Source organism: Cognatundibacterium rugosum, assembly GCF_014284365.1.
GTDB classification, from domain to species: Bacteria; Pseudomonadota; Gammaproteobacteria; order Burkholderiales; family Burkholderiaceae_D; genus Undibacterium; species Undibacterium rugosum.
On the sequence record NZ_JACOGG010000019.1, the window covers coordinates 12,289 to 38,224 of the forward strand.

The window sequence follows — 25,936 nt, forward strand, 5'->3', positions numbered from 1 at the left end:
TCATGACTAACACTGCAAATGGCGATAGCAGCGCCGACAATATCAATACCCGTCACCAGCGCCGCATGGAGCGCAAAAAAGCCCTGATGGATGAACGCATACAACAGGCCCAGCGTGAGACTGGTGTCTTGCTGGTTCATACCGGTAATGGCAAGGGTAAGAGCTCCAGTGCCTTCGGCATGGTGATGCGTGCGCTGGGGCATGGCATGCGGGTCGGTGTGGTGCAGTTCATCAAGGGTGCGATGTCGACCGGCGAAGAAATTTTCCTGCGCCGTTTCCCGGATGAGGTGCAGTTCCATGCCATGGGCGAGGGCTATACCTGGGAAACCCAGAACCGTGAACGCGATATAGAAAAAGCCCTGCTCGCCTGGGAACAGGCTAAGCGATTTATGCAGGATCCGGCGATAGGCCTGGTGGTGCTGGACGAACTGAATATCGCACTCAAATATCATTATCTGGATGTACAACAGGTGATCGCTGATATCGATGCCCGCCCTGAAATGCAGCACGTAGTGGTGACTGGGCGCGGTGCTTTGCCGGAATTGATCGAAGTGGCTGATACCGTAACTGAAATGCAGATCGTCAAGCACGCATTTAAAGATGGCATCGTGGCGCAGGCAGGTGTGGAATGGTGAGCCATCAGGCCAAGGTGGTGCTGGTGTCGGCCATCGCTTCGGGACAAGGCAAGACCACCACCACCGCGGCGCTGGCACGCAAACTGGTGCGCTCCGGTCAACGCGTCAGGGTGTTTAAAACGGGGCCGGATTTCATCGATCCTATGCTGCTGGAACGCGCCTGCGGTCATGCTGTACTGTCGCTGGATTTGTGGATGGTCGGTCATGCCGCGTCACAGGCTTTGCTGGCGCAGGCGGCGATGGAAGCCGATGTGATCCTGATCGAAGGCGTGATGGGACTGTATGATGGTCAGCCTTCATCAGCGGATTTAGCCCGTGCATTTGGTGTGCCAGTGTTAGCGGTGCTGGATGCATCGGCCATGGCGCAGACCGTGGGGGCGCTGGCATTGGGCTTACGCGATTATGGGCCGGTGCACCTGGCCGGCGTGATTGCGAATCGCATCGCGTCGGCTGGACACGCACAAATGGTGGCAGAAGCGATGCGTGATATTCCCTTGATCGGCACCCTGAGTCGTCAGGAGCAGACTTTGCCGGAGCGCCACCTGGGACTGGTGTTACCGGATGAAGTCAGCCAGCTCGATACGATACTGGATCAACTGGCGGAGCAGTTACAGCTCGATATGCAGGCGTTTGAGGCCTTGCCGCTCACGACTTTTTCCGTACCAGAGACTGCGATTGAAAACACAACGCCACTGGCTGGTAAAACCATCGCGATAGCACGCGATGCCGCCTTTGCGTTTATTTACCCAGCCAATTTACTGTGCCTGCAGCAGGCTGGTGCCAGCCTGGTATTTTTCTCACCACTTGCAGATCAGGCCGTGCCTGATATCGCTGACGCGGTGTATCTGCCTGGCGGTTATCCTGAATTACATGCTGAACGCTTGTCGCAGGCATCGACCTGGAAAACATCGATACTCGCGCATCATGCAGCAGGCAAGCCGGTCTATGCAGAATGCGGTGGCATGATGGCGCTCACAGAAACGGTATGCGATCAGCAGGGGCAGAGCTGGCCCATGGCGGGTCTGTTACCCGGCACCGTTACGATGCAAAAGCGGCTGACTGCGCTGGGGCCGCAATATCTGTCCACCAGTGATGGTGAGTTGCGCGGCCATACGTTTCACTTTTCCAATTTCAGCACCAGTCTGACGGCTGCCACCCATGCAGTAAAGCAGCGTGATACGCAGCAAGGCGAAGCGGTGTACCAGGTTGGTAATTTACGTGCCTCGTATTTTCATGCGTATTTCCCCTCGCATCCGGCAGCGATGGCACGCTTACTGCTGGGCGAGGCGCTATGAGCTGCACGCTGGTTTTCGGTGCTGCGCGTTCCGGTAAAAGCCGCTATGCCGAGCAGCTGGCCGCACGCGCTGAGCAGGCCGGTCAACGCGTCGTGTATGTCGCCACAGCGGGAAGTCAGGATGGCGAAATGCAGCAGCGTATCGCCATGCACCGTGCACAACGCCCAGCACACTGGCTCACGGTGGAACAGCCGCTCGCACTGGCGGAAGTACTTGCTCACTATGCCGCACCGGATTGCGTGATTCTGGTCGATTGCCTCACGGTGTGGCTGTCGAATTGTCTGTTCGCCCAGCAGCAGGCATTCCCTGAAGTCGGGCAAATTACTTTACCAGCGACCTGGCTCACAGAACGCGCTGCACTGCTGGCGCAATTAGAAAGGCAGCCGGGGCAGGTGATCCTGGTATCGAATGAAGTTGGCATGGGCATCGTGCCTATGGGGGCGATTTCGCGTTGCTTCGTCGATGAGTCTGGCCGCTTGAATCAGGCGGTGGCAGCAATCGCAGAACAGGTGGTGTGGGTCGCAGCGGGATTACCTTTGTACCTGAAAGGGAGTCGCCCATGCTGATGCTGACCGGACTCACACTGAGCTGCGCATTGCTGCTGGGCGTGCTGCTCGATGGTCTGCTGGGTGAGACCAGACGCTGGCATCCTTTGATCGGTTTCGGCAAGCTGGCTAACCTGATCGAACGATGGCTCAATCATGCTAAGGCCAGCCGCTACCAAGGTGGCTTGGCCTGGGCTGTCTGTGTATTGCCCATCGTCTTGCTGGTACAGGCAGCCTTGTATGCGGCCGCTTACACCAGTCTCTGGTTGGCACCCTTGCTGCATGCGGCCTTGCTGTATGTGTGTCTGGGTTTGCGCAGTCTGCGTGAGCACAATCTGCCGATACAGCAGGCGCTGGAGGCTGGCGACCTGGATCAGGCCAGACAACTGACCGCACGCATCGTCAGCCGCGATACGGCTGAGGCGGACGCCGCTTATTTATCCAAAGCCAGCGTCGAGTCAGTGCTGGAAAATGGCTGCGATGCGGTGTTTGGCACCTTGTTCTGGTTCCTGTTACTCGGCGGTGCAGGTGCAGTGTTGTACCGCTTGTCGAATACCCTCGATGCGATGTGGGGTTACCGCAGTCCGCGTTTTTTACGTTTTGGTTGTGTGGCGGCACGGGTGGACGATGTGCTCAATCTGATCCCGGCACGTTTGACTGCACTCAGTTACGCTTTACTCGGCAATACCCGGCTGGCCTTGCATTGCTGGCGTACCCAGACTGCGGCCTGGCCCAGTCCGAATGCGGGGCCGGTGATGGCTGCCGGTGCCGGTGCGCTGGGCGTACAACTGGGTGGCAGCGCCCGCTATGACGGTCAGGATGAACAGCGTCCGCCTTTAGGCGCAGGACGCAGTGCCGCGCCATCGGATATTCTGGCCGCATGGCACCTGGTCTGGCACAGCACCTTGCTGTGGCTGGGTATCGCCGTGTTGCTCACGCTAGGCTTGGGACAGGGCGGAATATTCTATGCTTGAACATGGTGGCAATTTGCGCGATGCCGTTGCGCGTTATGGGCGGCCATTGGCGGACTGGATCGATTTATCGACCGGCATTAATCCGGACTTTTATCCTGTCCCTGCGCTCAGCAGTAATGCCTGGCACCGCTTACCGGAAATATCGGATGCGCTGAATGCCGCAGCGGCAGCGTATTATCAGGCTCCGGTTTTACTGGCGGTAGCGGGCAGTCAGGCTGCGATTCAGGCCTTGCCGCGTTTGCGTGCAGCCAGTCGCGTGGTGGTGTCCGCTCCCTCGTATGCAGAGCACGCGCATCAATGGCGGCAAGCTGGCCATCAGGTCAGCGAATGCCCTTTTTCTGAATTGGTACAGCATCTCGATGAGTGTGATGTGATGGTGATCTGCCAGCCTAATAATCCCACCGGCGCCTGGATCGCACCCGCAGAGTTGCTGCAATGGGCGCAGCGCCTGCATCAACGCGGCGGCTGGCTGATTGTGGATGAAGCCTTCGGCGATACCTTACCTGAGATCAGCCTGGCTGCGCATACTGCACATGCGCAGCATGCCGGTCTGATCGTATTGCGCTCGGTCGGAAAATTTTTTGGACTGGCCGGACTGCGCCTGGGTTTTGTGGCAGCGGCACCGGATTTGCTGACACGACTGGCCGACTGGCTGGGCCCCTGGGCTGTCAGTGGTCCGGCGCAGGAGGTGGCGCTGCGTGCACTGAGTGATCTGGACTGGCAACAGCAGACCCGTGCGCGTTTGCAATTGCACGGTCAGCGTTTGCGCGAACTGCTGCAGGCGCAACACTTGCCTAGCAGCGGCACCGACTTATTTCAATGGGTTGCTGCACAGGACTTGCAGGGCAGAACGGAAGCCTTCTGGGAATGGCTGGCGCAGCGCGGTATCTGGACCCGCTATTTTGCGCCGGGGCCGCAACGACCACATGGCATACGCTTTGGCCTGCCGGCCTCCGAGGCGGCCTGGCAGCGCTTAGAACTGGCTTTACAAGAATGGACGATACAAGGATGAATACCTCTTTATGGCGGCAACTCGCGTGGGTTGCGGTATTGGGCAGCGGTTTGCATTTGCCGGTTTATGCGGCGACTGCATCAGCTTCTGCTTCGGCAGCACCAGTGACAGCAGCCGCACAATTGACTGTCACTGATGATCTGGGACGTCAGGTCACGCTGAGCAAACCGGCACAACGTGTCATCAGTCTGGCGCCTCATGTGACGGAATTGATTTTTGCTGCCGGTGCTGGCGATAAGATCGTCGCCACCGTCAGCTATAGCGATTTCCCGGAAGCGGCCAAAGCGATACCGCGCATAGGTGATTTACGTCAGCTGGATATGGAACGCATTCTGGCTGCCAAGCCGGATTTGATTGTGGTCTGGATGCATGGTGCGTTTGATCGTCAGCTGGAATTGCTGAAGCAATCCGGCGTGCCTTTCTTTTTCAGCGAACCACATCAGATGGAGCATATCCCCGAAACCTTGAGTAAGCTGGGGCTGCTGATGGGGACCAACAAAAAAGCGGAACTGGCAGCAACGGATTTTCGGACGCAGTGGCAGCAGATTACCAGCCGCTATGCGCAAAAACCGATAGTGCGTACTTTCTATCAGGTTTGGAATAAGCCGCTTTATACGCTTAACGAAAAACACATCATCAATGACGTATTGCGTAGCTGTGGTGGTGAAAATATTTACGGCAAGCTGGCAGCGACTGCACCGGTGGTCGGCCTGGAATCCGTATTGCAGGAAAATCCGGAACTGATACTCGCCGCAGAAAATAAGAAACATGCAGGGCAAATGCTGGAGCAGTGGAAGAGCTTTCCGACTTTGCTGGCCAATAAAAATCATAATCTGGTCGCGATTGATGGCGATTTGATGAACCGGCCTGGGCCGCGCCTGATTGATGGCGCACGTGCCATGTGCGAAGCACTGGAACTGGCCAGACAGCACCGTCAATCCGGTACACCGTCATCCACAGCAGTAACGAAAGTGAAGTCATGAGTGTTTATCAACGTATCGCCTGCTTATCGACCGAGGCAGTTGAAGTCATGTATGCGATAGGTGCAGAAGATCTGGTGGCCGGGATTTCCGGTTACACGGTCAGACCGGCACGCGCCCGCGACGAAAAGCCCAAAATCAGTGGATTTTCTTCTGCCAAAATCGACAAAATTCTGGCCGTCAGACCGGATCTGGTGGTCGCCTATTCGAATATGCAGGCAGAACTGAGCCGCGAACTGATCAGCGCCGGGGTAGAGGTTCATGCTTTTAATCAGCGTGATGTGGCGGGCATTCTGCATATGATACAGGTGCTGGCTGTGCTGGCGGGTAAAGCAGAAGCAGGTTTAGCGCTGGTGGCTGAGCTGGAGCATCAGATCGCCGACTGTCGACGCGAAACAGCACAGTGGACGCGTCGCCCCAGAGTCTATTTTGAAGAATGGAATGAGCCGCTGATGTCGGGCATAGGCTGGGTCTCAGAATTAATCGAGATCGCTGGCGGCGAGGATGTCTTTGCAGACCGTGCTGTTTATTACAGCGCGAAAGACCGCATTATTGCTGATCCCGACGAAGTGATACGACGTATGCCGGACATCATCATCGCATCCTGGTGTGGAAAAAAATTCCGTGCTGAACAATTGATGGCAAGACCAGGCTGGGAGCAAATTCCCGCCGTCAGACATGGGCGTGTATTTGAGATTAAGTCACCCGATATTTTGTCGCCTGGACCGGCTGCGATCCAGCACGGGCTGCAGCAGATACAGGTGCTGATTGCCGACTGGCAGGCAGCACAGGGCATGCTGTAACTGAACTGCATAGAAAGCAAATAGATGAAACTGACAACATTGATGGTGCAGGGCACGACATCGGATGCCGGAAAAAGTACGGTAGTCGCAGCTTTATGTCGCTTACTGCAGCGCCAGGGTGTGCGCGTGGCGCCGATGAAGCCGCAGAATATGGCGCTCAACAGTGCGGTGACGGTAGATGGCGGCGAAATCGGACGTGCTCAGGCTTTGCAGGCGCAGGCCGCCGGTATATTGCCGCATACCGATATGAATCCTGTTTTGCTGAAACCGTCTTCGGATACCGGCGCACAAATTATTATCCATGGCAAAGTACGTGCTGACATGCAGGCACGTGACTATGACCTATATAAGACCGTTGCCATGGGGGCGGTGCTGGAATCCTATCAGCGTCTGCAACAGCAATATCAGGTGATTGTGGTGGAAGGCGCGGGCAGCCCGGCGGAAGTCAATCTGCGCGAACGCGATATCGCGAATATGGGATTTGCCGAGGCGGTTGATTGTCCTGTGATTCTGGTGGCAGATATCGACCGTGGCGGCGTGTTTGCGCATTTTCTGGGGACGCTGGCTTGTCTTTCTGAATCCGAGCAAAACCGCATAGTCGGATTTGTCATTAACCGCTTTCGCGGCGACATCAGTTTGCTGGAACCGGGGCTGCGCTGGCTGGAAGAAAAAACCGGTAAGCCGGTGCTGGCGGTGCTGCCGTATCTGCATGGGCTGCAGCTTGACGCCGAGGATGCGATTCAATCTAGTCAGCATGGCAGTGGCCGTTTCCGCATTATCGTACCCGCCATCCCGCGCATTTCCAATCACACGGACTTCGATGCCTTGCGTGCGCATCCAGAAGTGGATTTGCAATTTATCGGCCCGGATCAGACCATCCCTGCGGCGGATCTGATCATTTTGCCGGGCAGTAAAAATACCCGGGCAGATCTGGAATTCTTACGCCAGCAGGGCTGGGAAGCTGTGCTGCATCAGCATTTACGCTATGGCGGCAAGCTCATCGGTATTTGTGGTGGCTATCAGATGCTGGGGCAGCAGATCAGCGATACGCATGGTGTGGAAGGCGCGCCAGGTACCACTGCAGGTTTCGGATTGCTCGATACGGTTACCGAATTGACCCTCGAAAAACGGCTGCAGCAAGTCACGGGTCTGTGTGCCTTTACGCCTGAGGCTGAACCGGCGCGGGTCACTGGCTACGAAATCCACATGGGCGTGACGCATGCCCGCAGTTCGCTGGCGGCGGCCTTCAGTCTGGACGGGCAAACCGAAGGTGAAGGCGCAGTTTCAGACGATGGTCAGATATTGGGCAGCTATCTACACGGCATGTTTGATCATCCTGAAGCCTGTCAGGCTTTGCTGCGTTGGGCGGGTTTGCGCAGTGAGCATAAAGTCGATTTGGCTGCATTGCGTGAACAGAGTATAGACCGCATCGCCGATGCGGCCGCCCCTATCCTTGACGCGCTCGCGCGACTGGACTGACATTCACTTGGTATTCACTGTGGGCAGACGCAAAATTGCTCCGGCAAGGTATGGGACTCAGTCAGTAAGCAGTGTGCGACAAGAAACCATCATGCCGCGGGGCGGGTTTGCGTCATTCCTGTCACGTTGATTCATTAGGTGTCAGCGATAGATTCAAAAACGGGGATTTGTCAGAAATTCCCGTTTTTCACGTCATTTGAAAATGATTCACAAATAAAATAATTAAATTAACAATCATTTTCAATTTTCATCATTGGCGGCTTTTCGAGAAAATTTCACGCTAAGTGTGCCTGGTCAACAATGGTTTCTTTGCATAGCCTACCTGAAGGCAAGATTCCTGAAAGCATGATGAACATTGCTTCTCAGCCTGATTGCCTGGATTTTGTGTGACGCATTGAAAACGTATTTCAGCACAATGGCTTTAAGTTAAAAAAATGTGAAAGTAGGCAATTCTTTGCAAGGGAATGAGAGATTTCACCCAAAAGAGTTTTCTTGTGGAAATGTAATTTCTTTGTGGAAATTGTAACTATTGGTAACTGCGATTAGCATAGCGAACTTCTAGAGTTAACTATCGAAATCAGGTGCCGGAATGCGCTATCCATTTTCAGTGATGCCAGTTGTACGGGCTGTGCCAGTAGTCGTTACTGCTACAGTTCTTCCCGTGTTGAGCAGTATCTTGTTATTGTCACTGGCAGCTTGTGGCGGAAATCAGTCTGCGCCACAAGCCAGCACTGAGCAAAGTAGCAGTCTGGGCCTGGCTTTCGATAATCTGCGCGCCGCACCCGTAGCACCTTCTTCGTGGTCGGCACCCATCCCGCTGTCGCTGGTGCCTGCGGCAGCCTCCAATTTGCCGGATGGACATGTCTTGTTTTGGTCTGCGAATGACCGCTTCTCGTTTGGTGCAGGCGGGCAGACTTATTTTTCGAATTTTGATCCGCTTACCAACAAAGCGACAGAAACGCTGATCAGCAGTACCGGGCATGACATGTTTTGTCCCGGCACCGCCTTGCTCAGCGATGGTCGCTTATTGGTCAATGGCGGCATCGATAGCGGTAAAACCAGCATTTACAATCCAGCCAACGCGAGCTGGAGCTCAGCCGCCAACATGAACATCACACGTGGCTACAACGCCTCGGCCACGCTGGCAGATGGCTCGGTATTCACACTGGGTGGTTCCTGGTCTGGCGGTGCAGGAAACAAGCATGGCGAGATCTGGGACAGCGCCAATGGCTGGCGCCGCCTGAGTGGGGTGTCGGTCGCGACGATGCTGACCAATGACGCCGGTGGCGTGTACCGTGGCGACAATCATATGTGGCTGATTCCGACCGGCAATGGCAAAGTTTTGCATGCGGGGCCAAGCCGGAATATGAACTGGATAGATACCCGCGGCAATGGCTCGGTGTCACCGGCGGGGCAACGTGCAGACGACACGGACTCCATGAACGGAAACACCGTCATGTATGACGCTGGCAAAATCCTGAAAGTGGGCGGTGCTAAGGATTATCAGGATGCCGATGCAACGAACTCAGCCTATTTGATCAACACTAATGGCAGCCTGTCAGTACGCAAACTCGCGTCCATGAGTTACGCACGTGCCTATTCCAACCTGGTGGTTCTGCCAGATGGCAAGGTGATGGTGATAGGCGGACAGACCCGTCCTGTACCATTCTCCGATAACACGGCAGTATTGGCACCTGAATTATGGGATCCGGTGACAGAAACTTTCACGACTTTGCCTGCCATGTCGGTACCACGTGTATATCACTCCGTCGCCTTGCTGATGCATGATGGACGCGTGTTGTCCGCTGGCGGTGGTTTGTGCGGCAACGGTTGCGCTGCGAATCATCAGGATATACAAATTTATACCCCGTCTTATTTGTTGAATGCAGATGGTACTGCCGCTAATCGTCCGGTTTTGACGACGGTACCGGCAACGGCAGGCTACGGTAGCAATATCAATGTCAGTGCGACAGATGGTATCGCTGCGTTTGCCTTGATACGCCTGTCAGCCACGACCCATACGGTCAACAACGATCAGCGCCGTATCGCACTCAGCTTCACGCGTAGCGCGGCAGGGCAATACACGTTGAATATCCCGGGTAATCCAGGGATCTTATTGCCTGGTAATTACATGCTGTTTGGTTTAGATGCCAAAGGTGTGCCTTCAATTGCGAAGACGATCAATATCCACGGTAACAATGCGCCTAAACTGCAAGCGCCCGACGACCAGTTTTCCAATACTGGTAGCAATGTTTCCTTAAATGTTAGCGCGACCATAGCTGCACCTGGTGCGGTGAGTTTCCGTGCAACCGGATTGCCGCCAGGCTTGAGCATCAATGCGCAAAGCGGTGTGATTTCTGGTGTGGTGACGCAGGCGGGCAGCTATTCTGTTACTGTGTTTGCGCAGAGCAGTGCTGGTTATGTCAGCAGTGATTTTGTGTGGAATATCGTCGCCGTTGGCAGTACCCGTTTTGTGAAATTGGTGCAGATGTCTGAGGTAGGCGGCAATCCCTGGGCTTCAATGGCGGAATTCAATTTACTGGATCAGGATGGCAATTTGTTGCCGCGTGCAGGCTGGAAGCTTAGCGCAGATAGTGCTGAATCACAGGCCGGGAATTACGGGCCGGCTAATGCGATCGACGGTGATCCGAATACTTTTTGGCATACCGCCTGGACCGCCAATACGACAGCGGCACCGCATTCCTTTGTGGTCGACCTGGGCAAAGCGATGCAGCTTAGTGCATTCCGCTATTTACCCAGACCTGGTGGAGGCAACGGCACTATCGCCAAATTTTATTTTTACACCAGTGCTGACGGCGTGAATTGGGGTAATCCTGTCGCGGAAGGAAATCTGGTCGATTTTCAGAATAACGCCGCAGAGAAAACGATATATTTGAATAATCTGGCGCGTGGGAAAGCGACTTCTCAGTCGTCCACCTATCAGAATTTCGACAGCGCACGTGCTGTTGACGGTCTGACTGATGGCAATCTCGCCAATGGCAGCGTGACCCATACCGCAGGCACTGCTGCCAACGACTGGTGGCAGGTTGATCTCGGCAGTCTGCAAGACTTGAGCCGCGTGCGGATCTGGAATCGTAGCGATTGCTGTGCCGAGCGTCTGGCTAATTTCTATGTGCTGGCTTCGGCGCAGGACATGAGTGGCCGCAGCCTCAGCAGTTTACTGGCCGATACCACCGTTACTAAATCCTATTACGCCGGAGTCACTCCATCCAATTTGCTATTGGATCTGAAAGCCAGCGGTCGTTACGTCAAAGTACAACTGGCTGGCACGAACTTCCTGCAACTCGCTGAAGTGCAGGTATATGGTCGCCCCACAAACCGTGCGCCGACTTTGAATATGCCGACCTTCACCGGTGTGCAGTTGGGACAGACCGTGAATCTGAACCTGCAGGCGAATGATCCTGATGGTGATACGCTGAGTTTTACCGCATCTGGTTTGCCCCCGGGTTTGGCACTCAATGCAGCCAACGGTCTGATCAGCGGGACCACGACCCGCGAAGGCAGCTATATGGTCAGCGCCAGTGTCAGCGATGGCCGTGGTGGCGTCGCCTCACAAAGCTTCGTGATGAATGTGACACTGCCTGCGGCGGTGATTTCACCTGTCATCGTACAACCGCAAACCAGCGGATCGACGGTCAGCTATCAGGTATCAGCGACGGGTACAGGGATGATGTACCAGTGGGATTTCGGCGATGGCAGTGGCCCGAATACTTTTTCTGCCAGTGCGGCCACGACACATCAATATACCCAGCCTGGCCTGTATCAGGTCACTGCAACGGTAAAAAACCTGTCAGGTATTATTTCCACCTATAGTTTTTATCAAGCCATAACAGCTCCCGCGATCGCAGGGCAGGCGCGAGCATCGACGTCAGTGCTGACGGAAAAACGCGCTGCGGGTGACAGGATTTGGGTGGTCAATCCCGATAATGACAGCGTGGCGGTGATCGATGCGCAAAATCTGCAAAAACTGGCGGAGATAGGCGTTGGCAAAGGACCGCGCCAACTGGCACTGACTACAGATGGCAAAGTCTGGGTTAGCAATCGCGATGCGGGCAGTCTGACTGTGATTGACAGTGCGACGCTCAAAGTCAGCAATACCGTGGCTCTGCCTGTGGGGAGCCAGCCGTTCGGTATCGTCGCGGCGGCCAACGAAGCGCGTCTGTATGTCGCGCTGGAAGCGCTGGGCCAGGTGTGGCAAATCGATAGTGCAACTGGTAAACAGATGGCGAGCCTCAGTGTCGGTGCAACGCCGCGTTATCTGAGTTTGCATCAGGATAGTGATCGTCTGCTGGTATCTCGCTTCATCACACCAGCTTTGCCCGGTGAGGGGACAGCCAAGGTGCAAACGACGGTTAATGGCGTCAATTATGGCGGTATCGTGGTGGCAGCAAATACGCATCCACTGCGCCTGCAAAGCTCAGTGATCCTGCAACACAGTGATAAACAGGATGCACAAACTCAGGGACGCGGCATACCAAACTATCTGGCTGCTGCTGCGATTGCACCGGATGGCAGTTCAGCCTGGATACCGTCCAAGCAGGACAATATACTGCGTGGTAGTTTGCGCGATGGAAAGAATCTCGACTTTCAAAATACGGTCAGAGCGATCAGCTCGCGCATTAATCTGATCAGCATGAAAGAGGATTATGCTGCCCGCGTCGATATCAACAACACCGGACTGGTCAGTGCAGCTGCATTTCATCCGGGTGGTGCCTATTTGTTCCTTGCGTTGGAAAACACCCGGCAGATAGCTGTGCTTGATCCGGTTGGCGCACGCGAGATGTTCCGTTTTGATGCCGGCCGTGCACCACAGGGACTGAGCTTTTCCAGCGATGGCAAGGTGCTGTTCGTCAATAATTTCATGGACCGCACGGTCAGTCGTTTCGATTTGACACCGATGCTGCAGCGTGGGCAAATGCAGGTGGGTGCAGTGCAAGTGGTATCCACTATTGCGGCCGAAAAACTCAGTGCGCAGGTATTAGCCGGGAAACAGCATTTCTATGATGCGCGTGATCCGCGTCTGGCGCGTGGTGGCTGGCTTAGCTGTACCGCATGCCACAGCGAGGCGGGAAGCGATGGCCGTACCTGGGACTTTACCGGTTTAGGTGAGGGCTTACGTAATACCATCAGCCTGCGTGGTCGCGCCGGAGGTCAGATGAATCTGCACTGGTCGGGAAATTTTGACGAGTTACAGGATTTTGAATCTCAGATTCGCAACTTTGCCCAAGGAACCGGTTTGATGAAGGATGCGGATTACAATGCCGGCACCCGCAATCAACCCCTAGGTGATAAAAAGACGGGCCTCAGCGCCGATCTGGATGCATTGGCGGCTTACATGGCATCCTTGCGTCAGGTTGATGCCAGTCCTTACCGTAATCCGGATAACTCGCTGACAGCAGATGGCAAGGTGGGGCGCGGTCTGTTCAATACTTACTGTGCATCCTGTCACACCGGCGTGAACTTTACGGTCAGCGGTAGCGCTTTGGGTAAGTTGTATAACATCGGTACGATCAAAGCCAGCAGCGGTCAGCGCCTGGGTGCGGCATTGACGGGTCTGGATGTACCTACCCTACGTGATGTCTGGGCCACCGCGCCGTATTTGCATGATGGCTCTGCTGCGACCGTACAGCAGGCGATTGCAGCACATAACCCTGCAACCATCAATGCGGCCAATCCACCATTATTGGGTACCGGTGCGCAAAAAATGCGCTCCTTTACGGATGCAGAACTCAATCAGTTAGCCGCTTTTGTGAATCAGATCGGTAATGCAGAGTTGGCCGGTGGCGCGGTCCGTTATGTGAAGCTGGAACAGCTGGGCGAGGTCAATAATAATGCCTGGGGTTCGATGGCGGAGTTTAATCTGGTTAATGAGCAGGGGGCTTTGCTGGCGCGTACTAATTGGAAAGCCAGTGCAGACAGCGCAGAACTGCAAGGTGAAAATGGTGCTGCTGCCAATGCCATTGATGGAAACAAAGACACCATCTGGCATACCCAGTGGCAAACGGCCAATCCACGCCCACCGCATTGGTTCCAGGTTGATCTGGGTGGAGCGCAAGAGGTCGCTGGCTTCCGTTATCTGCCACGTGCAGGTGGTGGCAATGGCACCATGAGTCTGGTGAATTTCTATGTCAGCAGCGATGGTGTGAACTGGGGAGATCCAGTCTGGCAGGGCGATTTCCGGCAAATTAATGCAGATAACGCCGCTGAGAAATCCGTACTGTTTGCTAATGTGAGCAATACCTCATCCGGTTTGCAGGCGAAAGCAGCGATGGTGGCGGATAGCCCTGTGGCACAGCTGCAGCAGTTTGCGAGTCAGGCATGGTCCAATGTGCGGCAGCAATGGGGGCGCCTGCTGGATTGGATAGGCGCACGATGAGCCAGCGTATCGATGGGTTCAGAACTAGGCTAGGAAAGCAGCTGTTAGCTTTGCTTAGTATGCCGCTGCTGTTAGGGGCAACCTTGAGCTATGCAAACCAGCGTGACCCTGATCTGGGCAGAAAACTGTACATGGGTGCGATTTCTGTCCCGGCTCAGCTAAGAGGTCAGGATATTGTATTGCCGCCCATGGCCAGCCGCTGTGTCAATTGTCATAGCCGTGCTTCCAGCCAGGCGTCCGGCAAAGCCTATGCGGCTGTAGATAAGCTGGCGCAGAATTTTGGTCCGGTCTTAGAGGCGGGTATGCTGCGCAACAGGCAGTCACGTCGTGGTGGGCCCGCTTCCAGCTACGAGTTGGCTAGTTTTTGTCGGGTACTCAAAACAGGTATTGATCCGGCGCATATACTCATTTCCAGAAATATGCCGGTTTTTCAAATGAACGATGAACAGTGTGAAGCGCTATGGCAATTTTTGAACCAGACGCGATGAAAAGACGGCGTCAGTTTCTCGGGCAGGCTGCAATGCTCAGCCTGCCCGCCTGGGCGCAGGCAGCGCCCCCCTCGCATGATCCATTTGGTTTTATCCGCCCGCCACGTCGCTTACCGGACATCAGTGTGCTGAACAGTGCAAATCAACGTATCGCTTTGCAGCGGCTGATGAAGGGAAAACTCACGGCAGCGCAACTCATGTTTACGGGTTGTAGTGCTATTTGTCCGCTGCAGGGTGCTTTATTTGCCGCAGTCGCGGCGAAGGTGCCCAGTCAGGACAAAGACCTGCAGCTGATTTCGCTGAGCATAGACCCGTTGACGGATACCGCAGCGGCGATGCGGCAATGGCGTGAGCAGTTTGCTGCCCATCCTTTGTGGCAGGTGCTGGCACCGCGTGAACAGGATTTGCCAGCCATACTGGCCTTATTAAAAGGTGAGATCGTGGGGAATGAGCGGCATTCAGGGAATATTTTTTTATTCGACCGGCAGGCGCAGTTCGTCTATAAAACGGCAGAAATGCCACCCGCATCCCATGTGCTGGAGATGTTGCACGGATTTGCCGGCCGGACGGTCTGACAAAGCAATCAGTTGTTTTCTTCCTGGCTGGCTTTCCATTCTTCAGCCAGCGCACTCGCTTTTTCTACATCAGCGGGCACCATGGATTGCTGCGCGAATTCGCGGAAAACGACAGCATCGCTATAGTCGCCAGCGAGCTCCATCCATTTATAGCCTTCGACCTGATTTACTTCCATGCCCTTGCCTTTGAAGTACATCAGTCCCAGCTGATACTGCGCGCTGGCATTCCCTTGATCAGCGGCTTTCTGGAATAAGTCACGGGCTTTGTTATAGTCGAGTGGTACGCCATTGCCAGTCACATACAACACGCCCAGACTGTATTGCGCATCCGGATAATTCTGTTCTGCTGCCTTATTGAACCAGGAGACAGCGGCATCATAGTCGGGACGTACACCTTTGCCTTTGGCATACATGCGCGCCAGATTGGTTTGGGCACGCGGATTATTCTGTTCTGCAGATTTAGAGAACCAGGCAAATGCTTTCTCGTAGTCTTCGTCCACGCCTTCCGCATTCAGATACATCAGGCCCAGGTTGAACTGGGCATCCGCATTGCCTTCTTCCGCCGCTTCCAGAAAGGCTACTGCGGCAGCGGGAAAGTCTTGCTCCTCATACAAAGCAACGCCATCCTCAAAACTATTGGCATGGGCGAGGTGTAGTGAAAAGCCTGCTGCACATAAGGCAGCTGCGAGGAATAAAGGTTTCAATAGGCGCTTGTTCATGATGGGCCCGCCAGAAGTCAACTGAGATAATCTATTGTAGTGCGTAAGGGCAAGATGGAGAAGGAAATATATAGTGATGTACGGCAATATTTTGTTAAATATGTTTATTGAAGGAAATGAGCTTGCTGAGCTTTAATCGTGCAACAAAAGCGATGTCGCTTGTAAAGTGCAAGCAAGCTACAACAGGCCTAGCCTGCACAGAAAAGCATGCAATGCTGTTTTTACGTTAATTGTCTTGTTATTATCAGGACAGAGTGTGTGATGAAATACAGAAAGGCTGCACGAATTGTTAAACATGCGGCCTGATATTGCATGCTATCGTGACCCTACTTAACGTCGCCTGGGAAATTTATGTTTGCTTTATTTATCAGACTCTGGATGGTTCAATACTCAGCAAAGCGGTCAGCGCTGTTGTCAGTTCTGCTATTGTTGAACCTGATGTCGGTCACTTGTTTTGCAGATGATGCGGGTAATAGCCACGTCGCACGAGTGGCTGACGCCAGGTTGCAAATATTTAACCGTCAGATATTGACACTCAGAGCCAGTGTATTGGGTATGGTGCCGGAGGACAGGGTGCAACGTGCCCGCGCACGAATTGAACAGCAGCTGGAAAAACCGGGGCGCCATGAAGTCAGTCTCAGCCACGTGCCGCCTGGCGTTTTAGTGCAGATTGATGGCAGCGGCAGCTTTTATATTGCACCAGAAGATATCGATCCATTTCAGCAGGAAACGCTGGACAGTGTGAGCCGACAAGCACAGCAGGCTTTGCAAATGGCGATCAGCGAATATGAGGAAAGCCGCAACCTGCGCAGTCTGTTGCATGCAGCCTTATATGCGCTGCTCGCGACGCTGGCTTATGCGTGTTTATTGTGGGCAGTCTGGAAGTTGCGCCGTATTGTGATGCGCCGCAGTCTGAAATTTGCCAACGCAAAACTGGCGGAACTGCATGACGTTGGTTCTGCGCTGATTCAACGTGAGCGTTTGCACTGGCTGATACTGAAAGCCAGCCAGATGCTGAGCTGGGGTCTTAGCCTGTTACTCAGTTATCAGTGGCTGGGTGTGATGATGTCACTGTTTCCATTCACGCGCCCATGGGGTGAGCATCTGAATGCCTATCTGTTCGGTTTGGTGCTCACACTGGTTGGTGCAATCCTGAAAGCGATCCCTGACTTATTTGTCGCAGTGCTGATTTTTGGCTTGGCAAAAATGGTCACGCATGGCTTAGGCAGATTTTTCGATTTGGTGAAGGAGCGCCAGATTGAGGTGGACTGGCTGGATGCTGATCTGGTGGGGCCGACGCGCAGGATAGTGACGATTGCGGTCTGGCTGTTTGCGCTGACCATGGCTTATCCGTATCTGCCTGGTTCTGGTACTGAAGCATTTAAAGGGGTGTCGGTTTTGGTTGGCCTGATGATTTCACTGGGTGCGTCCAGTTTGGTCGGTCAGGCGGCCAGCGGATTGATCCTGACCTATTCGCGGGTTTATCGCAAAGGTGAATTTATCCGCGTCGCTGAACATGAAGGCACTATTACTGATCTCGGCATGTTTACCACTCGCATCCGTAATGGCATGGGGGTAGAGCTGACGCTGCCAAATTCTTATGTTCTGAATAATGTGACCAAAAATTATTCACGCGTGGTCAGTGGTGATGGTTTTGTGATTGATACCAAAGTCACGATAGGCTATGACACTCCCTGGCGTCAGGTGGAGGCGATGTTGATTGAGGCTGCCAGCCGCACGCAAGGTGTGCAAACTCATCCGGCCCCAAAAGTGTTTCAGACGGCCTTGTCTGATTTTTACCCTGAATATCTGCTGATTTGTCATGCTATTCCAACCGAACCACGTCCACGGGCCGAGGTGATCAATCTGCTGCATGCCAATATCCAGGATGTTTTCAATAGCTATGGTGTGCAGATTATGTCACCGCATTATCTGGGCGACCCCGCCTGTGAAAAAGTGGTACCTAAGCAGGACTGGTATAAGACGCCGGCGAAGTCAGAATAAACTGGCTTATGTCGGTGGGGTCGAATCAAACAGCTTGCCCCACGTCTTGTGGCAGTATTGCGTCAGCGCTTTGCTCGCCTGGTGAATGAAAACGCTACATCCACTGATCTTTGCGGCCAGGCGCGTCGTTACGCATGCTCAGCCTCCGGTTTCAGTGCTGACCAGGTCCCAGTTGTCTTCATTGTCATAAGCAATCAGCCAGTTAGCCGCCTGATGCCAGGCCAGTACGCTGGCTGCATGCAGTCTGCCCGGTGTCGGCTTATTGGTGATGTGCGCATGCCGCACAGACCAATGTAATCGGTAGAGTAAATCCGCCCAGTCCAGCAGATCCGATTTGCTGCGCACGCGTAGTGATACCTGGGTCGTGTGGCCCTCTGTTGCCAATAAATTGTTCGTCAGGTTCAGATCCGCTAAACGCTCAGCCCGGTCAGGCATACCTGGAGTGGATTGCAATCCTGTCGCCCATTGCAGGAAGTGCAGCGCGTAATGGCAATGCATGGCAAATTCTGGCAGTGCAGATGGACTCAGTCCACCCTCTATCCATGACGCCTCCTGTGCTGACAGGCTGTGCCGCAGTTGACGTGCGGTGATCAGTTGGTGGACCAGTGCCTGCTGCTCAGGCTGGGCCACAAGGCAGCACAGATGAAGTGCCAGCATACGGTCACGTAGTTGTTCCTCGCTGCGCAGCGTAATCTCATCTTCGCTTTCTATCAGTGGCAATTGCAGATTGATGCGTATACCGCGTTTATGCAAAGTGAGTTCTGACAGTTCTTTGCGTAGTTCTGGAGATTTCATGGTCATGCAGGAGAAAATGGGTGCGGAATTGTACCAGTCTCTGCCTGCATGAATAAGGGAAGTACTGCTGATTTTCTTTCCGTGTTACTACAGAAGTCTGCTTGGTTCAGGACACTGCTTTACGACGTGACATGAGCATAATCAGCCCGGCAAGGATCAGGAAGGGCAGCAACAGGGGGGCCAGCGCAAAACAGACTGCCAGGACGACTGCGGCAAATACCAGAACCATGACCGCCGACAGACTGGCAAAAACCAAACCTGTAATTAGCAAGGCAAAAAAACTTGCACCCAAACCTAGCAGAATGCCAAAAAAACCTAAGCTCCAGCCGACGATACCACCGACTTCTTCATCATTCCAGACGATATGGGTTTCCGGTGAAAATTGGAAAATGAATGCGAGGATGGCGGCGCAAGTCAGGATGCCAAATGCAATGTATGTTTTTTTCGTTTTCATGAGTGTGCTCCTCGTACTGAATGTGGATGAACGGGCGTTGTTTTTTGTTGATGCAGGCATCTTAGTTGGCAATATGTGGTTGCTCAATTGCCTTGCGACAGAATGTATAAATGAAGGGATGGACGGAAAAAACATAATTCTTAACAGCAACACCATGTTTCCATGGCAGTTTTTATATTGTTGCTGATTAAAGTGGTAAGCAAAGTTTGCGTATCATTAAAACTGCGTGGTTTTTCTCTCTCAGGTCTGGAAACTGATTTAAATTTCCTATTGGAAATTTCCTCTTGGAAAAACTATTATTCCCGTATGGAAACTAATCTGGCGCTCAACTGGCTGTTGTAAGGCTAAAGCGCAATTTGGTTTTTGTTTATTTTTCATCGGGAATAAAAGGCAAACCATCATGAAAATTCAGACCTTAGCTATTACCGTCGCAACTGCTTTGATCGCGCTGGCAGCAGCCGGACGGGCATCTGCCAATGATGGACGTATCTCTTTCAGTGGCGCGGTGACTACAGCGACATGTCATGTGCAGGCTGCAAATAATAGTCAGGCTGTTTCGTACAATCAGTGTCACTCTTCCATTACGCAAGTGAAGACGACTGCAGAAGTGTTGCCGTTCGAGGGGCAGACTGTGCAAGTTGGCGGGATGAGCAAAATAAGTGATCAGGCAACCCCACCGATGCTGCGTACTCAGGTCTCTTTGCAAGGAGGTCAGGCGCAGTGGCCTCGTGTTGCGGAAATGCTGGATAAATATCCGGGTTCGAAAGCGAATATTTTGGTGACAACAGAGTACCAATAATTTCCGAAGACTTTCTCAAGAATTGATCAATTAATCTTACGAAACTGCAGCCTTTCATGTAGTTGTACAGGTTCTGGCGGATACAGGCCGGTCATGCAAATTTGCTGACCGGCCTTTTTGCTTTGTAATGTGTTAGGAGCACCACGTTCAAAACTTCAGCTTGTTCGCGCCGAGTTCATTGTTGGCTGCATAAGTTTGGTGAAATAAAGAAAATTAAAATTCTTTATGGAAAATATTTAATTTCCATTGTGAAATTTTTAACAACAGCTAACATTTTTAACGCGTAAATTTAACATTTGATGACATACCCTGTTTTCTTGACAACCTATACTTTGTCCGCGGACTTCAAAAGTGTGGTGCAGAAAAATTACCGGCAAGCTTGGGTGTTAGTGGGTAAGGGATATACAGAGTTTTTGTTAATTTACCCTTTGCATATGAATTGAAAAGTATGGCATGTCAGGCTGCAGGTGAGCATGCTGATTGATTGGATTGGCATCCTGTGTTTCACATACTTCTGATTTCGTGACTTTGTTTTTTTGTGACATCCACTGAATGAAAGGTATGACTGATATGAAACTCAAATCTACATTACTGCCAGCTATGACCGCCGCGACGGTCAGTATGCTGGCATTGTTGCCGGGTACCGCTTCCGCGATCGACGGCACAATTAATATCACCGGCAAGGTGACTGCATCGACGTGCAATATTAATGGTGCAACCTCTCCGGTCACGATTAATGTGGCATTGCCTACGGTATCGACTGCTGCTTTGCCGAGTGCAGGCAGTGTCGCAGGGCGTACACCGTTCACCATTGCGCTTACAAACTGCTCTGCATCGATGACAAAAGCACAGACCTATTTTGAGCCTGGTCCCACCGTCAATGCAAGCAGTAATAACCTGATCCTGCAAGGCGCCGGTGTTGCAGCCAATGTCGAACTGCAATTGCTGAACGCAGATGCCAGCAAAATTTTACTGGGCAATCCATTGGCAACACAAAATAGCCAAATCGGAAATGTGACATCGGGCTCAGGTACGCTGAACTACTTTGCCCAATATGTCGCGACGGGTGCATCAGGTGCAGGTTCAGCTAACAGCAGCGTGACTTTCACGATGATTTATCAGTGATTCCACTGATACGGGGAAGGGCTGCTGTCAGAGTCACTGACCTGTGCACGGTAGGCTGCGGCGAAGTGTGTCGCAGCCAGTATTGCAGTTTGATCGCTGAGCTTGTGAATGTGCTCAGCCACACATGTACGCAGATGAGTGCCGTGATTCTGAGGTACATATTTCAGTTTTATCACAGTTAGTCATCATGAAAAATTCATTATTCCGTTCTTCTGTTCAACTGATACTGTTCGTACTGGGTATACAGGTATTGTCTGCAGCGCAAGCCGGTGTCGTGGTCGGTGCTACACGCGTGATTTTTCGTGAGTCAGATCAGGAGGCGACGGTCAGGCTTAGTAATGAGGGTGAGTATCCGGCATTGGTTGAAGCATGGATGGACAACGGAGATGCCAGTGTAACGCCGGATAAGGTGACGACCCCATTTACGCTGACTCCCCCTCTGTTCCGTATGGAGCCACATCGCGGTCAGACGCTGCGTATGCTGTATACGCGCGAACCCTTGCCACAGGATAGGGAATCGGTATTCTGGCTAAATGTATTGGAAATTCCGCCGGCTCCGAAGCAAGCGGAAGGGGAAGTAAAGAATATGTTGCAGTTCGCATTTCGCTCCCGTATTAAAGTTTTTTTTCGTCCTAAATCACTTACTTCCAGCGTCATTAAAGCCCCGGAACAATTGCGCTGGAACTGGGTCGCTGACGGTGCCGGCAGTGTTTGTATGCTGGAGGCGGATAATCCGACTGCATTTCACATCACTATCAATGCGCTGGAAATTAAAACATCCAGTCAGCGCATACAGGCGGATAGCGGCATGGTCGCCCCATTTTCCAAAATGCGTTTTGCAATGAAGGGCTTGACCTCATGTAAGCCAGCGAACGCCGATATCAGCTTTAGCATCATCAACGATTATGGCGGTACAACTGCTTATTCCGGGGTTGTCCATGAATAATTTCATCAGCTACCCGTTCAGAGCACCGCAGCATGTTGGTCGCTCATTGCCTTATTCGTGCAGAGTATTGGCGCTGGGATTGATGCTGGCGCTGATTCAAGGGACGGTGTGGGCTGATACTACAACTGCGACTGATGCGGCTTCCTCAAACGCTAACGCAGAAATAAAGCGAGCAGATCGTCATGCGGGCGAAACCTTTAATCCCGCCTTCTTGAGTGGTAGCAGTGGCATTTTTGATTTGAGCCGCTTTGAGCGTGGTAACGTCGTTCTGCCCGGCACTTATCGGGTCGATGTGTTTATTAATGAGCGCTGGATGGGCATCATGACGGTTATATTTCGCAGTAATGACCCCGGCACGAATGCACACGCCTGCCTGTCCAGAGAATTGTTGTTACGGGGTGACGTCAATTTCGAGAAGCTGCAAACACAAGCCGTCAAAGAGCTGGCCTCGCCGTCTTCCTGTGTCAGTTTGCAAAGCTTGCTGCCTGAGGCCAGCGAACGCTTTGACAGTGCTGATCAGCGCCTTGATCTTACTATCCCTCAGGCTGCGCAAAACAAGGTTCCCAGAGCTTATGTGAATCCCGAGCTCTGGGATCGCGGTGTGACAGCTGCCAGCCTGAACTACACGCTCAATAGCTACCGGACCGAAGTGCAGGGTGTTTCTCAGAATAATCATTTTCTGGGTTTGGAGGCTGGCTTCAATTGGGATCGCTGGCGTTTTCGCCAGAATTCTGCACTGAGCTGGCAGAGTGGTGGTGTCAACGGTTCGCGCCATGCCTGGCAGCATATGGCCAGCTACGTACAGACCAGCTTACCGGACTGGAATGCGCAAGTGACGCTGGGCGACAGTTATACCTCCAATGATTTGTTTGATGCGATATCTATCCGTGGTGTGCAAGTCGGGTCAGATGACCGTATGCTGCCCGGTTCCATGCGCGGTTTTGCACCTGTAGTCAGGGGTGTGGCGGAAAGTAATGCCAAAGTAACAGTGCGCCAGCGCGGCAACCTGATTTATGAAACGACGGTCTCTGCAGGACCATTTGAAATTAAAGATTTGTATGCCACTGGCTATGGCGGTGACCTGCAGGTGACTGTGACGGAAGCCGATGGCAGGCAACGTAACTTCAGTGTGCCGTATGCCAATGTAGCGCAGTTATTACGGCCTGGTGTCAGTCGGTTCAATGTAGCGGCAGGGCGGTTACAGCAAGCTGGCCTGGTGGAATCCGTCAATCTGGTACAGGCGACAGTACAACATGGACTCAGCAATCAATGGACTGCGTATGGTGGGTTTGCTGCGACACCCGCGTATCGGTCCGTATTGGGAGGCGTTGCCGTGAATACCGACGCAGGTGCCTTGGGTGTTGATCTGACTCATTCTGAAGCTGAGCTGCCCGCCACCAGTCGCCAAAGCGGCAGCAGTCTGCGCCTCTCATATAATCTGAGTCTGCCGACGGTAGATACCAATCTCGCGATTGCTGCGTATCGCTACTCTACCAGTGGGTTTCTGAATCTGACCGATGCATCCTTGTTGCGCGATAGTCTCTTGCGTGGCTTGCCCCCCTCACTGGATCGCAGTCGTAACCGTTTTAGTGTCTCGCTGAATCAGCGCCTGGGGAATCAGTTTGGTACCGTGTATGTGATGGGGACGACGCAAAGTTACTGGAATCGTCCTGGTAACGATACACAGTTTCAAATTGGCTATAACAATCATCTCGGTCGATTGAATTACAACCTGTCGGTCACACGTAGTAAAGATGTGTTCTCAAATAAGTATATCAATCAGTTTTATGCAGGCATATCGCTGCCTTTGGATGATGAAGGCGGCCACGCTAAGAATGTAAGCGCCAGTCTGACATCGAGTCAGCCGGGCGGTAGTGCCGCGCTCGCCAGCTTCAATGCAACGGCAGGAGAGCAGAACGAGTTTACCTATAGCGCCAGTCTGTTAAATGACCGCAATGCCGGAAGCGCTGTGAATGCTACCGGCGAATACCGTGGACCGTATGCACGCCTGGCAGTCAGTGCTGGTAAAGGTAGAAATTACTCCCAGCAATCGATGACCATCGCAGGTTCTATGGTTTTGCATGAGGGCGGTTTACTATTGGGGCAAAGTCTGGGAGAGACCATAGGCATCGTTGAGGCTCCGGGCGCTGCGGGTGCCGAAATCAGTTATGCCAATGGCGTTCGTCTGAATCAACAGGGATTTGCGATTGTGCCCTATATGACGCCGTTTGTAAGTAATACTATCGAAGTCAATCCTAAAGGCTTGCCGCTGGATGTGCAGTTCGAGGCAACGACGCAAGAAATAGCACCCTATGCAGGCGCTATCGTCAAAATGCGCTTCAAAACCAGTCATCAGCGCATGGCGATTATCCAATCCGCCTTGCCTGATGGCACGCCTATACCTTTCGGTGCACAGGTCACTGATCAATCGCAACAGTCAGTCGGTATCGTCAGCCAGGGCGGACGCATTTTTGCTCACTTACCCTCAGCACGCGGTCAATTGCAAGTCAGCTGGATCAGAGATGATCTGGAAGATGGTTGTACCCTGCAATACCAGGTGGCAGAACAAAATAAAGTCAGCAGCCCTGGCACCGCCTATGAGCTGATTCGAACTACCTGTTTGCCTAAGGATTTTGCCTACGCAAAAGTAGCAGATAGCAAACCAGCAGGAGTAAGGCCATGAATAGTTGGCTATATCAAGTATTCCCAAGTGATGGAAATGCACAAAACCGGACTTGGCGATCACTGCAGCATACTGATGCGAAGATGTTGCGTATTTGCCGGCAGCTGTTTTTCTTGCTGCTGTTAAGCGGTATTAGTTTGGTGACGCATGCGTCTACAAACTGCTCTATCGTATCCGCACCGTCCAGTTTTACCATGCCAGCTGTTGTGACTGTCCCCAGGGATGCTCCTGTCGGGACGTTGATCGGTACACCGGTCTCTCAAAATTACTCGTTTACCTGCACTACCAATGATAACTTTAATCCTGGCAATCCACGTCAGGCGTATATTCAGTTCAGGACGGCGAATCCCGCGTCCTCGACTGCGCGTAGTGGTGGCGGGATAATTATTCCTACTAATCTTGCCGGGATAGGATTGTTGGTCAATGACACGTTAGGGATCAACGTACCTATGGGCGATGACTTTGCTTTTGTGAAATCATCGGGTGCTGTTGCTACCAACGCAGTAACTTTTCAGTTCATAAAAACAGGAGCTGTGACACCAGGTGTTGTGTCAGCGAAAGCCAATTTATTCCATTTTCAATGGGTGGTATTAGGTTTAAATAACAGCACTAACTTTTCACCGGATGTGTATGTCAGCCTGAATGGTGGAACGAACGTCAACGTGATCGCTTGTAGTGTTTCAGCAGGCTCTGCCAATATGACGGTGAGTATGCCTACTATACCCACGTCCGCCTTGACTGGTCAGGGGTCGGCGACCGGAGGTACTCCATTTTCCTTGAATCTTACTTGTCAGTCAGGTTCTACAGTGAAGATAACGATGAATACGGCGAATGCATCTGGAACTTATCCGGGAGTGGTTCAGCCTACAGTCGGTGCAGGATTTGCCGCCGGGGTCGGAGTGCAAATCCGCGATGGAGGTGGAACTCCGGTAAGTTTTGGATCTAAAACAGTTGTTGGCCTGTCCCCGGATGGCGTGCTGTCCATTCCATACAGTGCCCGTTATTTTCAGACTGGAACAACGATTACTGCCGGGAATGTCGCTGCCACAGTTACATTCACCATGAATTACGAATAGCTAGCTGATTCAGCTTGCGGCTTGTATGCAACTCATTTTAGCTTTGCATGCATGCAAATGAGCAATAAACAAAAACGCCCTTGATTGCTCAAGGGCGTTTTTTTATTCTGGCGGAGAAGGGGGGATTCTTCGCCAACATTTATAAGTCTTTG

At 52.8% G+C, this 25,936-nt stretch carries 20 protein-coding genes; 17 read left to right on the forward strand and 3 right to left on the reverse strand.

What is annotated here, in order from left to right; all coding sequences use genetic code 11:
* Nucleotides 1-2 precede the first annotated feature (2 nt).
* From cobO to H8K47_RS15240, 11 genes are all read left to right on the forward strand, one after another.
* Nucleotides 3-635 (forward strand): cob(I)yrinic acid a,c-diamide adenosyltransferase, encoded by a 633-nt coding sequence (gene cobO, locus H8K47_RS15190; protein WP_186882253.1) that lies wholly within the window; start codon nt 3-5, stop codon nt 633-635.
* Nucleotides 629-1,930, forward strand: coding sequence for a cobyrinate a,c-diamide synthase (locus H8K47_RS15195; protein ID WP_186882254.1), 1,302 nt, complete (start codon nt 629-631; stop codon nt 1,928-1,930). The genes cobO and H8K47_RS15195 overlap by 7 nt, the downstream gene beginning before the upstream one ends.
* Entirely contained in the window at nt 1,927-2,496 is a 570-nt protein-coding gene (cobU, locus tag H8K47_RS15200) for a bifunctional adenosylcobinamide kinase/adenosylcobinamide-phosphate guanylyltransferase (protein WP_186882255.1), read from the forward strand. Before H8K47_RS15195 ends, cobU begins: the two co-directional genes overlap by 4 nt.
* On the forward strand, nt 2,496-3,449 hold the full coding sequence (gene cbiB / locus H8K47_RS15205) for an adenosylcobinamide-phosphate synthase CbiB (protein WP_186882284.1): 954 nt from the start codon (nt 2,496-2,498) through the stop codon (nt 3,447-3,449). Before cobU ends, cbiB begins: the two co-directional genes overlap by 1 nt.
* Nucleotides 3,442-4,461 (forward strand): threonine-phosphate decarboxylase CobD, encoded by a 1,020-nt coding sequence (cobD, locus tag H8K47_RS15210; protein WP_186882256.1) that lies wholly within the window; start codon nt 3,442-3,444, stop codon nt 4,459-4,461. Before cbiB ends, cobD begins: the two co-directional genes overlap by 8 nt.
* Nucleotides 4,458-5,444 (forward strand): cobalamin-binding protein, encoded by a 987-nt coding sequence (locus H8K47_RS15215; RefSeq protein WP_186882257.1) that lies wholly within the window; start codon nt 4,458-4,460, stop codon nt 5,442-5,444. The genes cobD and H8K47_RS15215 overlap by 4 nt, the downstream gene beginning before the upstream one ends.
* Nucleotides 5,441-6,244: a cobalamin-binding protein gene (locus H8K47_RS15220; RefSeq protein WP_186882258.1), complete on the forward strand. Its 804-nt coding sequence runs from the start codon at nt 5,441-5,443 to the stop codon at nt 6,242-6,244. The genes H8K47_RS15215 and H8K47_RS15220 overlap by 4 nt, the downstream gene beginning before the upstream one ends.
* A 42-nt stretch (nt 6,245-6,286) precedes the next feature.
* Complete coding sequence (locus tag H8K47_RS15225; RefSeq protein ID WP_186882285.1) at nt 6,287-7,723, forward strand: cobyric acid synthase; 1,437 nt, start codon at nt 6,287-6,289, stop codon at nt 7,721-7,723.
* Between the two features lie 589 nt (nt 7,724-8,312).
* Nucleotides 8,313-14,120 carry a discoidin domain-containing protein gene (locus H8K47_RS15230; RefSeq protein WP_186882259.1) on the forward strand — a complete coding sequence of 1,936 codons (5,808 nt, stop codon included), beginning with the start codon at nt 8,313-8,315 and terminating at the stop codon, nt 14,118-14,120.
* Nucleotides 14,121-14,203: 83 nt separating this feature from the next.
* Entirely contained in the window at nt 14,204-14,608 is a 405-nt protein-coding gene (locus H8K47_RS15235; RefSeq protein ID WP_186882260.1) for a hypothetical protein, read from the forward strand.
* Nucleotides 14,581-15,183 (forward strand): SCO family protein, encoded by a 603-nt coding sequence (locus H8K47_RS15240; protein WP_186882261.1) that lies wholly within the window; start codon nt 14,581-14,583, stop codon nt 15,181-15,183. Before H8K47_RS15235 ends, H8K47_RS15240 begins: the two co-directional genes overlap by 28 nt.
* 8 nt (nt 15,184-15,191) lie before the next feature.
* Here H8K47_RS15240 and H8K47_RS15245 read toward each other — a convergent pair whose 3' ends face one another.
* A complete protein-coding gene (locus H8K47_RS15245; protein WP_186882262.1) occupies nt 15,192-15,902 on the reverse strand; it encodes a tetratricopeptide repeat protein in 711 nt (236 codons plus the stop codon).
* Between the two features lie 411 nt (nt 15,903-16,313).
* Here H8K47_RS15245 and H8K47_RS15250 point away from each other — a divergent pair, with 411 nt between their 5' ends.
* Nucleotides 16,314-17,906, forward strand: a complete 1,593-nt coding sequence (locus H8K47_RS15250; RefSeq protein ID WP_222612810.1) for a mechanosensitive ion channel family protein — start codon at nt 16,314-16,316, stop codon at nt 17,904-17,906.
* A 138-nt stretch (nt 17,907-18,044) separates the two neighbouring features.
* Here the strand turns inward: H8K47_RS15250 and H8K47_RS15255 are convergent, their stop codons facing one another.
* Nucleotides 18,045-18,701: a DUF4272 domain-containing protein gene (locus H8K47_RS15255; RefSeq protein ID WP_186882263.1), complete on the reverse strand. Its 657-nt coding sequence runs from the start codon at nt 18,699-18,701 to the stop codon at nt 18,045-18,047.
* 106 nt (nt 18,702-18,807) lie between these two features.
* Nucleotides 18,808-19,155 (reverse strand): hypothetical protein, encoded by a 348-nt coding sequence (locus tag H8K47_RS15260; RefSeq protein ID WP_186882264.1) that lies wholly within the window; start codon nt 19,153-19,155, stop codon nt 18,808-18,810.
* 400 nt (nt 19,156-19,555) lie between these two features.
* Between H8K47_RS15260 and H8K47_RS15265 the strand changes: the two genes are divergently transcribed.
* From H8K47_RS15265 to H8K47_RS15285, 5 genes are all read left to right on the forward strand, one after another.
* On the forward strand, nt 19,556-19,954 hold the full coding sequence (locus H8K47_RS15265; protein ID WP_186882265.1) for a hypothetical protein: 399 nt from the start codon (nt 19,556-19,558) through the stop codon (nt 19,952-19,954).
* Nucleotides 19,955-20,524: 570 nt separating this feature from the next.
* Nucleotides 20,525-21,079, forward strand: coding sequence for a fimbrial protein (locus tag H8K47_RS15270; protein ID WP_186882266.1), 555 nt, complete (start codon nt 20,525-20,527; stop codon nt 21,077-21,079).
* 187 nt (nt 21,080-21,266) lie between these two features.
* Entirely contained in the window at nt 21,267-22,025 is a 759-nt protein-coding gene (locus H8K47_RS15275) for a fimbrial biogenesis chaperone (RefSeq protein WP_186882267.1), read from the forward strand.
* Nucleotides 22,018-24,708: a fimbria/pilus outer membrane usher protein gene (locus tag H8K47_RS15280; protein WP_186882268.1), complete on the forward strand. Its 2,691-nt coding sequence runs from the start codon at nt 22,018-22,020 to the stop codon at nt 24,706-24,708. The genes H8K47_RS15275 and H8K47_RS15280 overlap by 8 nt, the downstream gene beginning before the upstream one ends.
* Nucleotides 24,705-25,784 carry a fimbrial protein gene (locus H8K47_RS15285; RefSeq protein WP_186882269.1) on the forward strand — a complete coding sequence of 360 codons (1,080 nt, stop codon included), beginning with the start codon at nt 24,705-24,707 and terminating at the stop codon, nt 25,782-25,784. Before H8K47_RS15280 ends, H8K47_RS15285 begins: the two co-directional genes overlap by 4 nt.
* The last annotated feature ends 152 nt before the right edge of the window (nt 25,785-25,936 follow it).

What these genes read in the sequence shown, in the direction of transcription:
- cobD (WP_186882256.1), top strand. Translation starts at nt 3,442, where the DNA reads ATGCTTGAACATGGTGGCAATTTGCGCGATGCCGTTGCGCGTTATGGG.
- H8K47_RS15225 (WP_186882285.1), top strand. Translation starts at nt 6,287, where the DNA reads ATGGTGCAGGGCACGACATCGGATGCCGGAAAAAGTACGGTAGTCGCA.
- H8K47_RS15280 (WP_186882268.1), top strand. Translation starts at nt 22,018, where the DNA reads ATGAATAATTTCATCAGCTACCCGTTCAGAGCACCGCAGCATGTTGGT.
- H8K47_RS15230 (WP_186882259.1), top strand. Translation starts at nt 8,313, where the DNA reads ATGCGCTATCCATTTTCAGTGATGCCAGTTGTACGGGCTGTGCCAGTA.
- cobU (WP_186882255.1), top strand. Translation starts at nt 1,927, where the DNA reads ATGAGCTGCACGCTGGTTTTCGGTGCTGCGCGTTCCGGTAAAAGCCGC.
- H8K47_RS15270 (WP_186882266.1), top strand. Translation starts at nt 20,525, where the DNA reads ATGAAACTCAAATCTACATTACTGCCAGCTATGACCGCCGCGACGGTC.
- H8K47_RS15260 (WP_186882264.1), bottom strand. Translation starts at nt 19,155, where the DNA reads ATGAAAACGAAAAAAACATACATTGCATTTGGCATCCTGACTTGCGCC.
- cobO (WP_186882253.1), top strand. Translation starts at nt 3, where the DNA reads ATGACTAACACTGCAAATGGCGATAGCAGCGCCGACAATATCAATACC.
- H8K47_RS15285 (WP_186882269.1), top strand. Translation starts at nt 24,705, where the DNA reads ATGAATAGTTGGCTATATCAAGTATTCCCAAGTGATGGAAATGCACAA.
- H8K47_RS15265 (WP_186882265.1), top strand. Translation starts at nt 19,556, where the DNA reads ATGAAAATTCAGACCTTAGCTATTACCGTCGCAACTGCTTTGATCGCG.
- H8K47_RS15255 (WP_186882263.1), bottom strand. Translation starts at nt 18,701, where the DNA reads ATGAAATCTCCAGAACTACGCAAAGAACTGTCAGAACTCACTTTGCAT.
- H8K47_RS15215 (WP_186882257.1), top strand. Translation starts at nt 4,458, where the DNA reads ATGAATACCTCTTTATGGCGGCAACTCGCGTGGGTTGCGGTATTGGGC.
- H8K47_RS15275 (WP_186882267.1), top strand. Translation starts at nt 21,267, where the DNA reads ATGAAAAATTCATTATTCCGTTCTTCTGTTCAACTGATACTGTTCGTA.
- cbiB (WP_186882284.1), top strand. Translation starts at nt 2,496, where the DNA reads ATGCTGACCGGACTCACACTGAGCTGCGCATTGCTGCTGGGCGTGCTG.
- H8K47_RS15240 (WP_186882261.1), top strand. Translation starts at nt 14,581, where the DNA reads ATGGCAATTTTTGAACCAGACGCGATGAAAAGACGGCGTCAGTTTCTC.
- H8K47_RS15195 (WP_186882254.1), top strand. Translation starts at nt 629, where the DNA reads ATGGTGAGCCATCAGGCCAAGGTGGTGCTGGTGTCGGCCATCGCTTCG.
- H8K47_RS15245 (WP_186882262.1), bottom strand. Translation starts at nt 15,902, where the DNA reads ATGAACAAGCGCCTATTGAAACCTTTATTCCTCGCAGCTGCCTTATGT.
- H8K47_RS15220 (WP_186882258.1), top strand. Translation starts at nt 5,441, where the DNA reads ATGAGTGTTTATCAACGTATCGCCTGCTTATCGACCGAGGCAGTTGAA.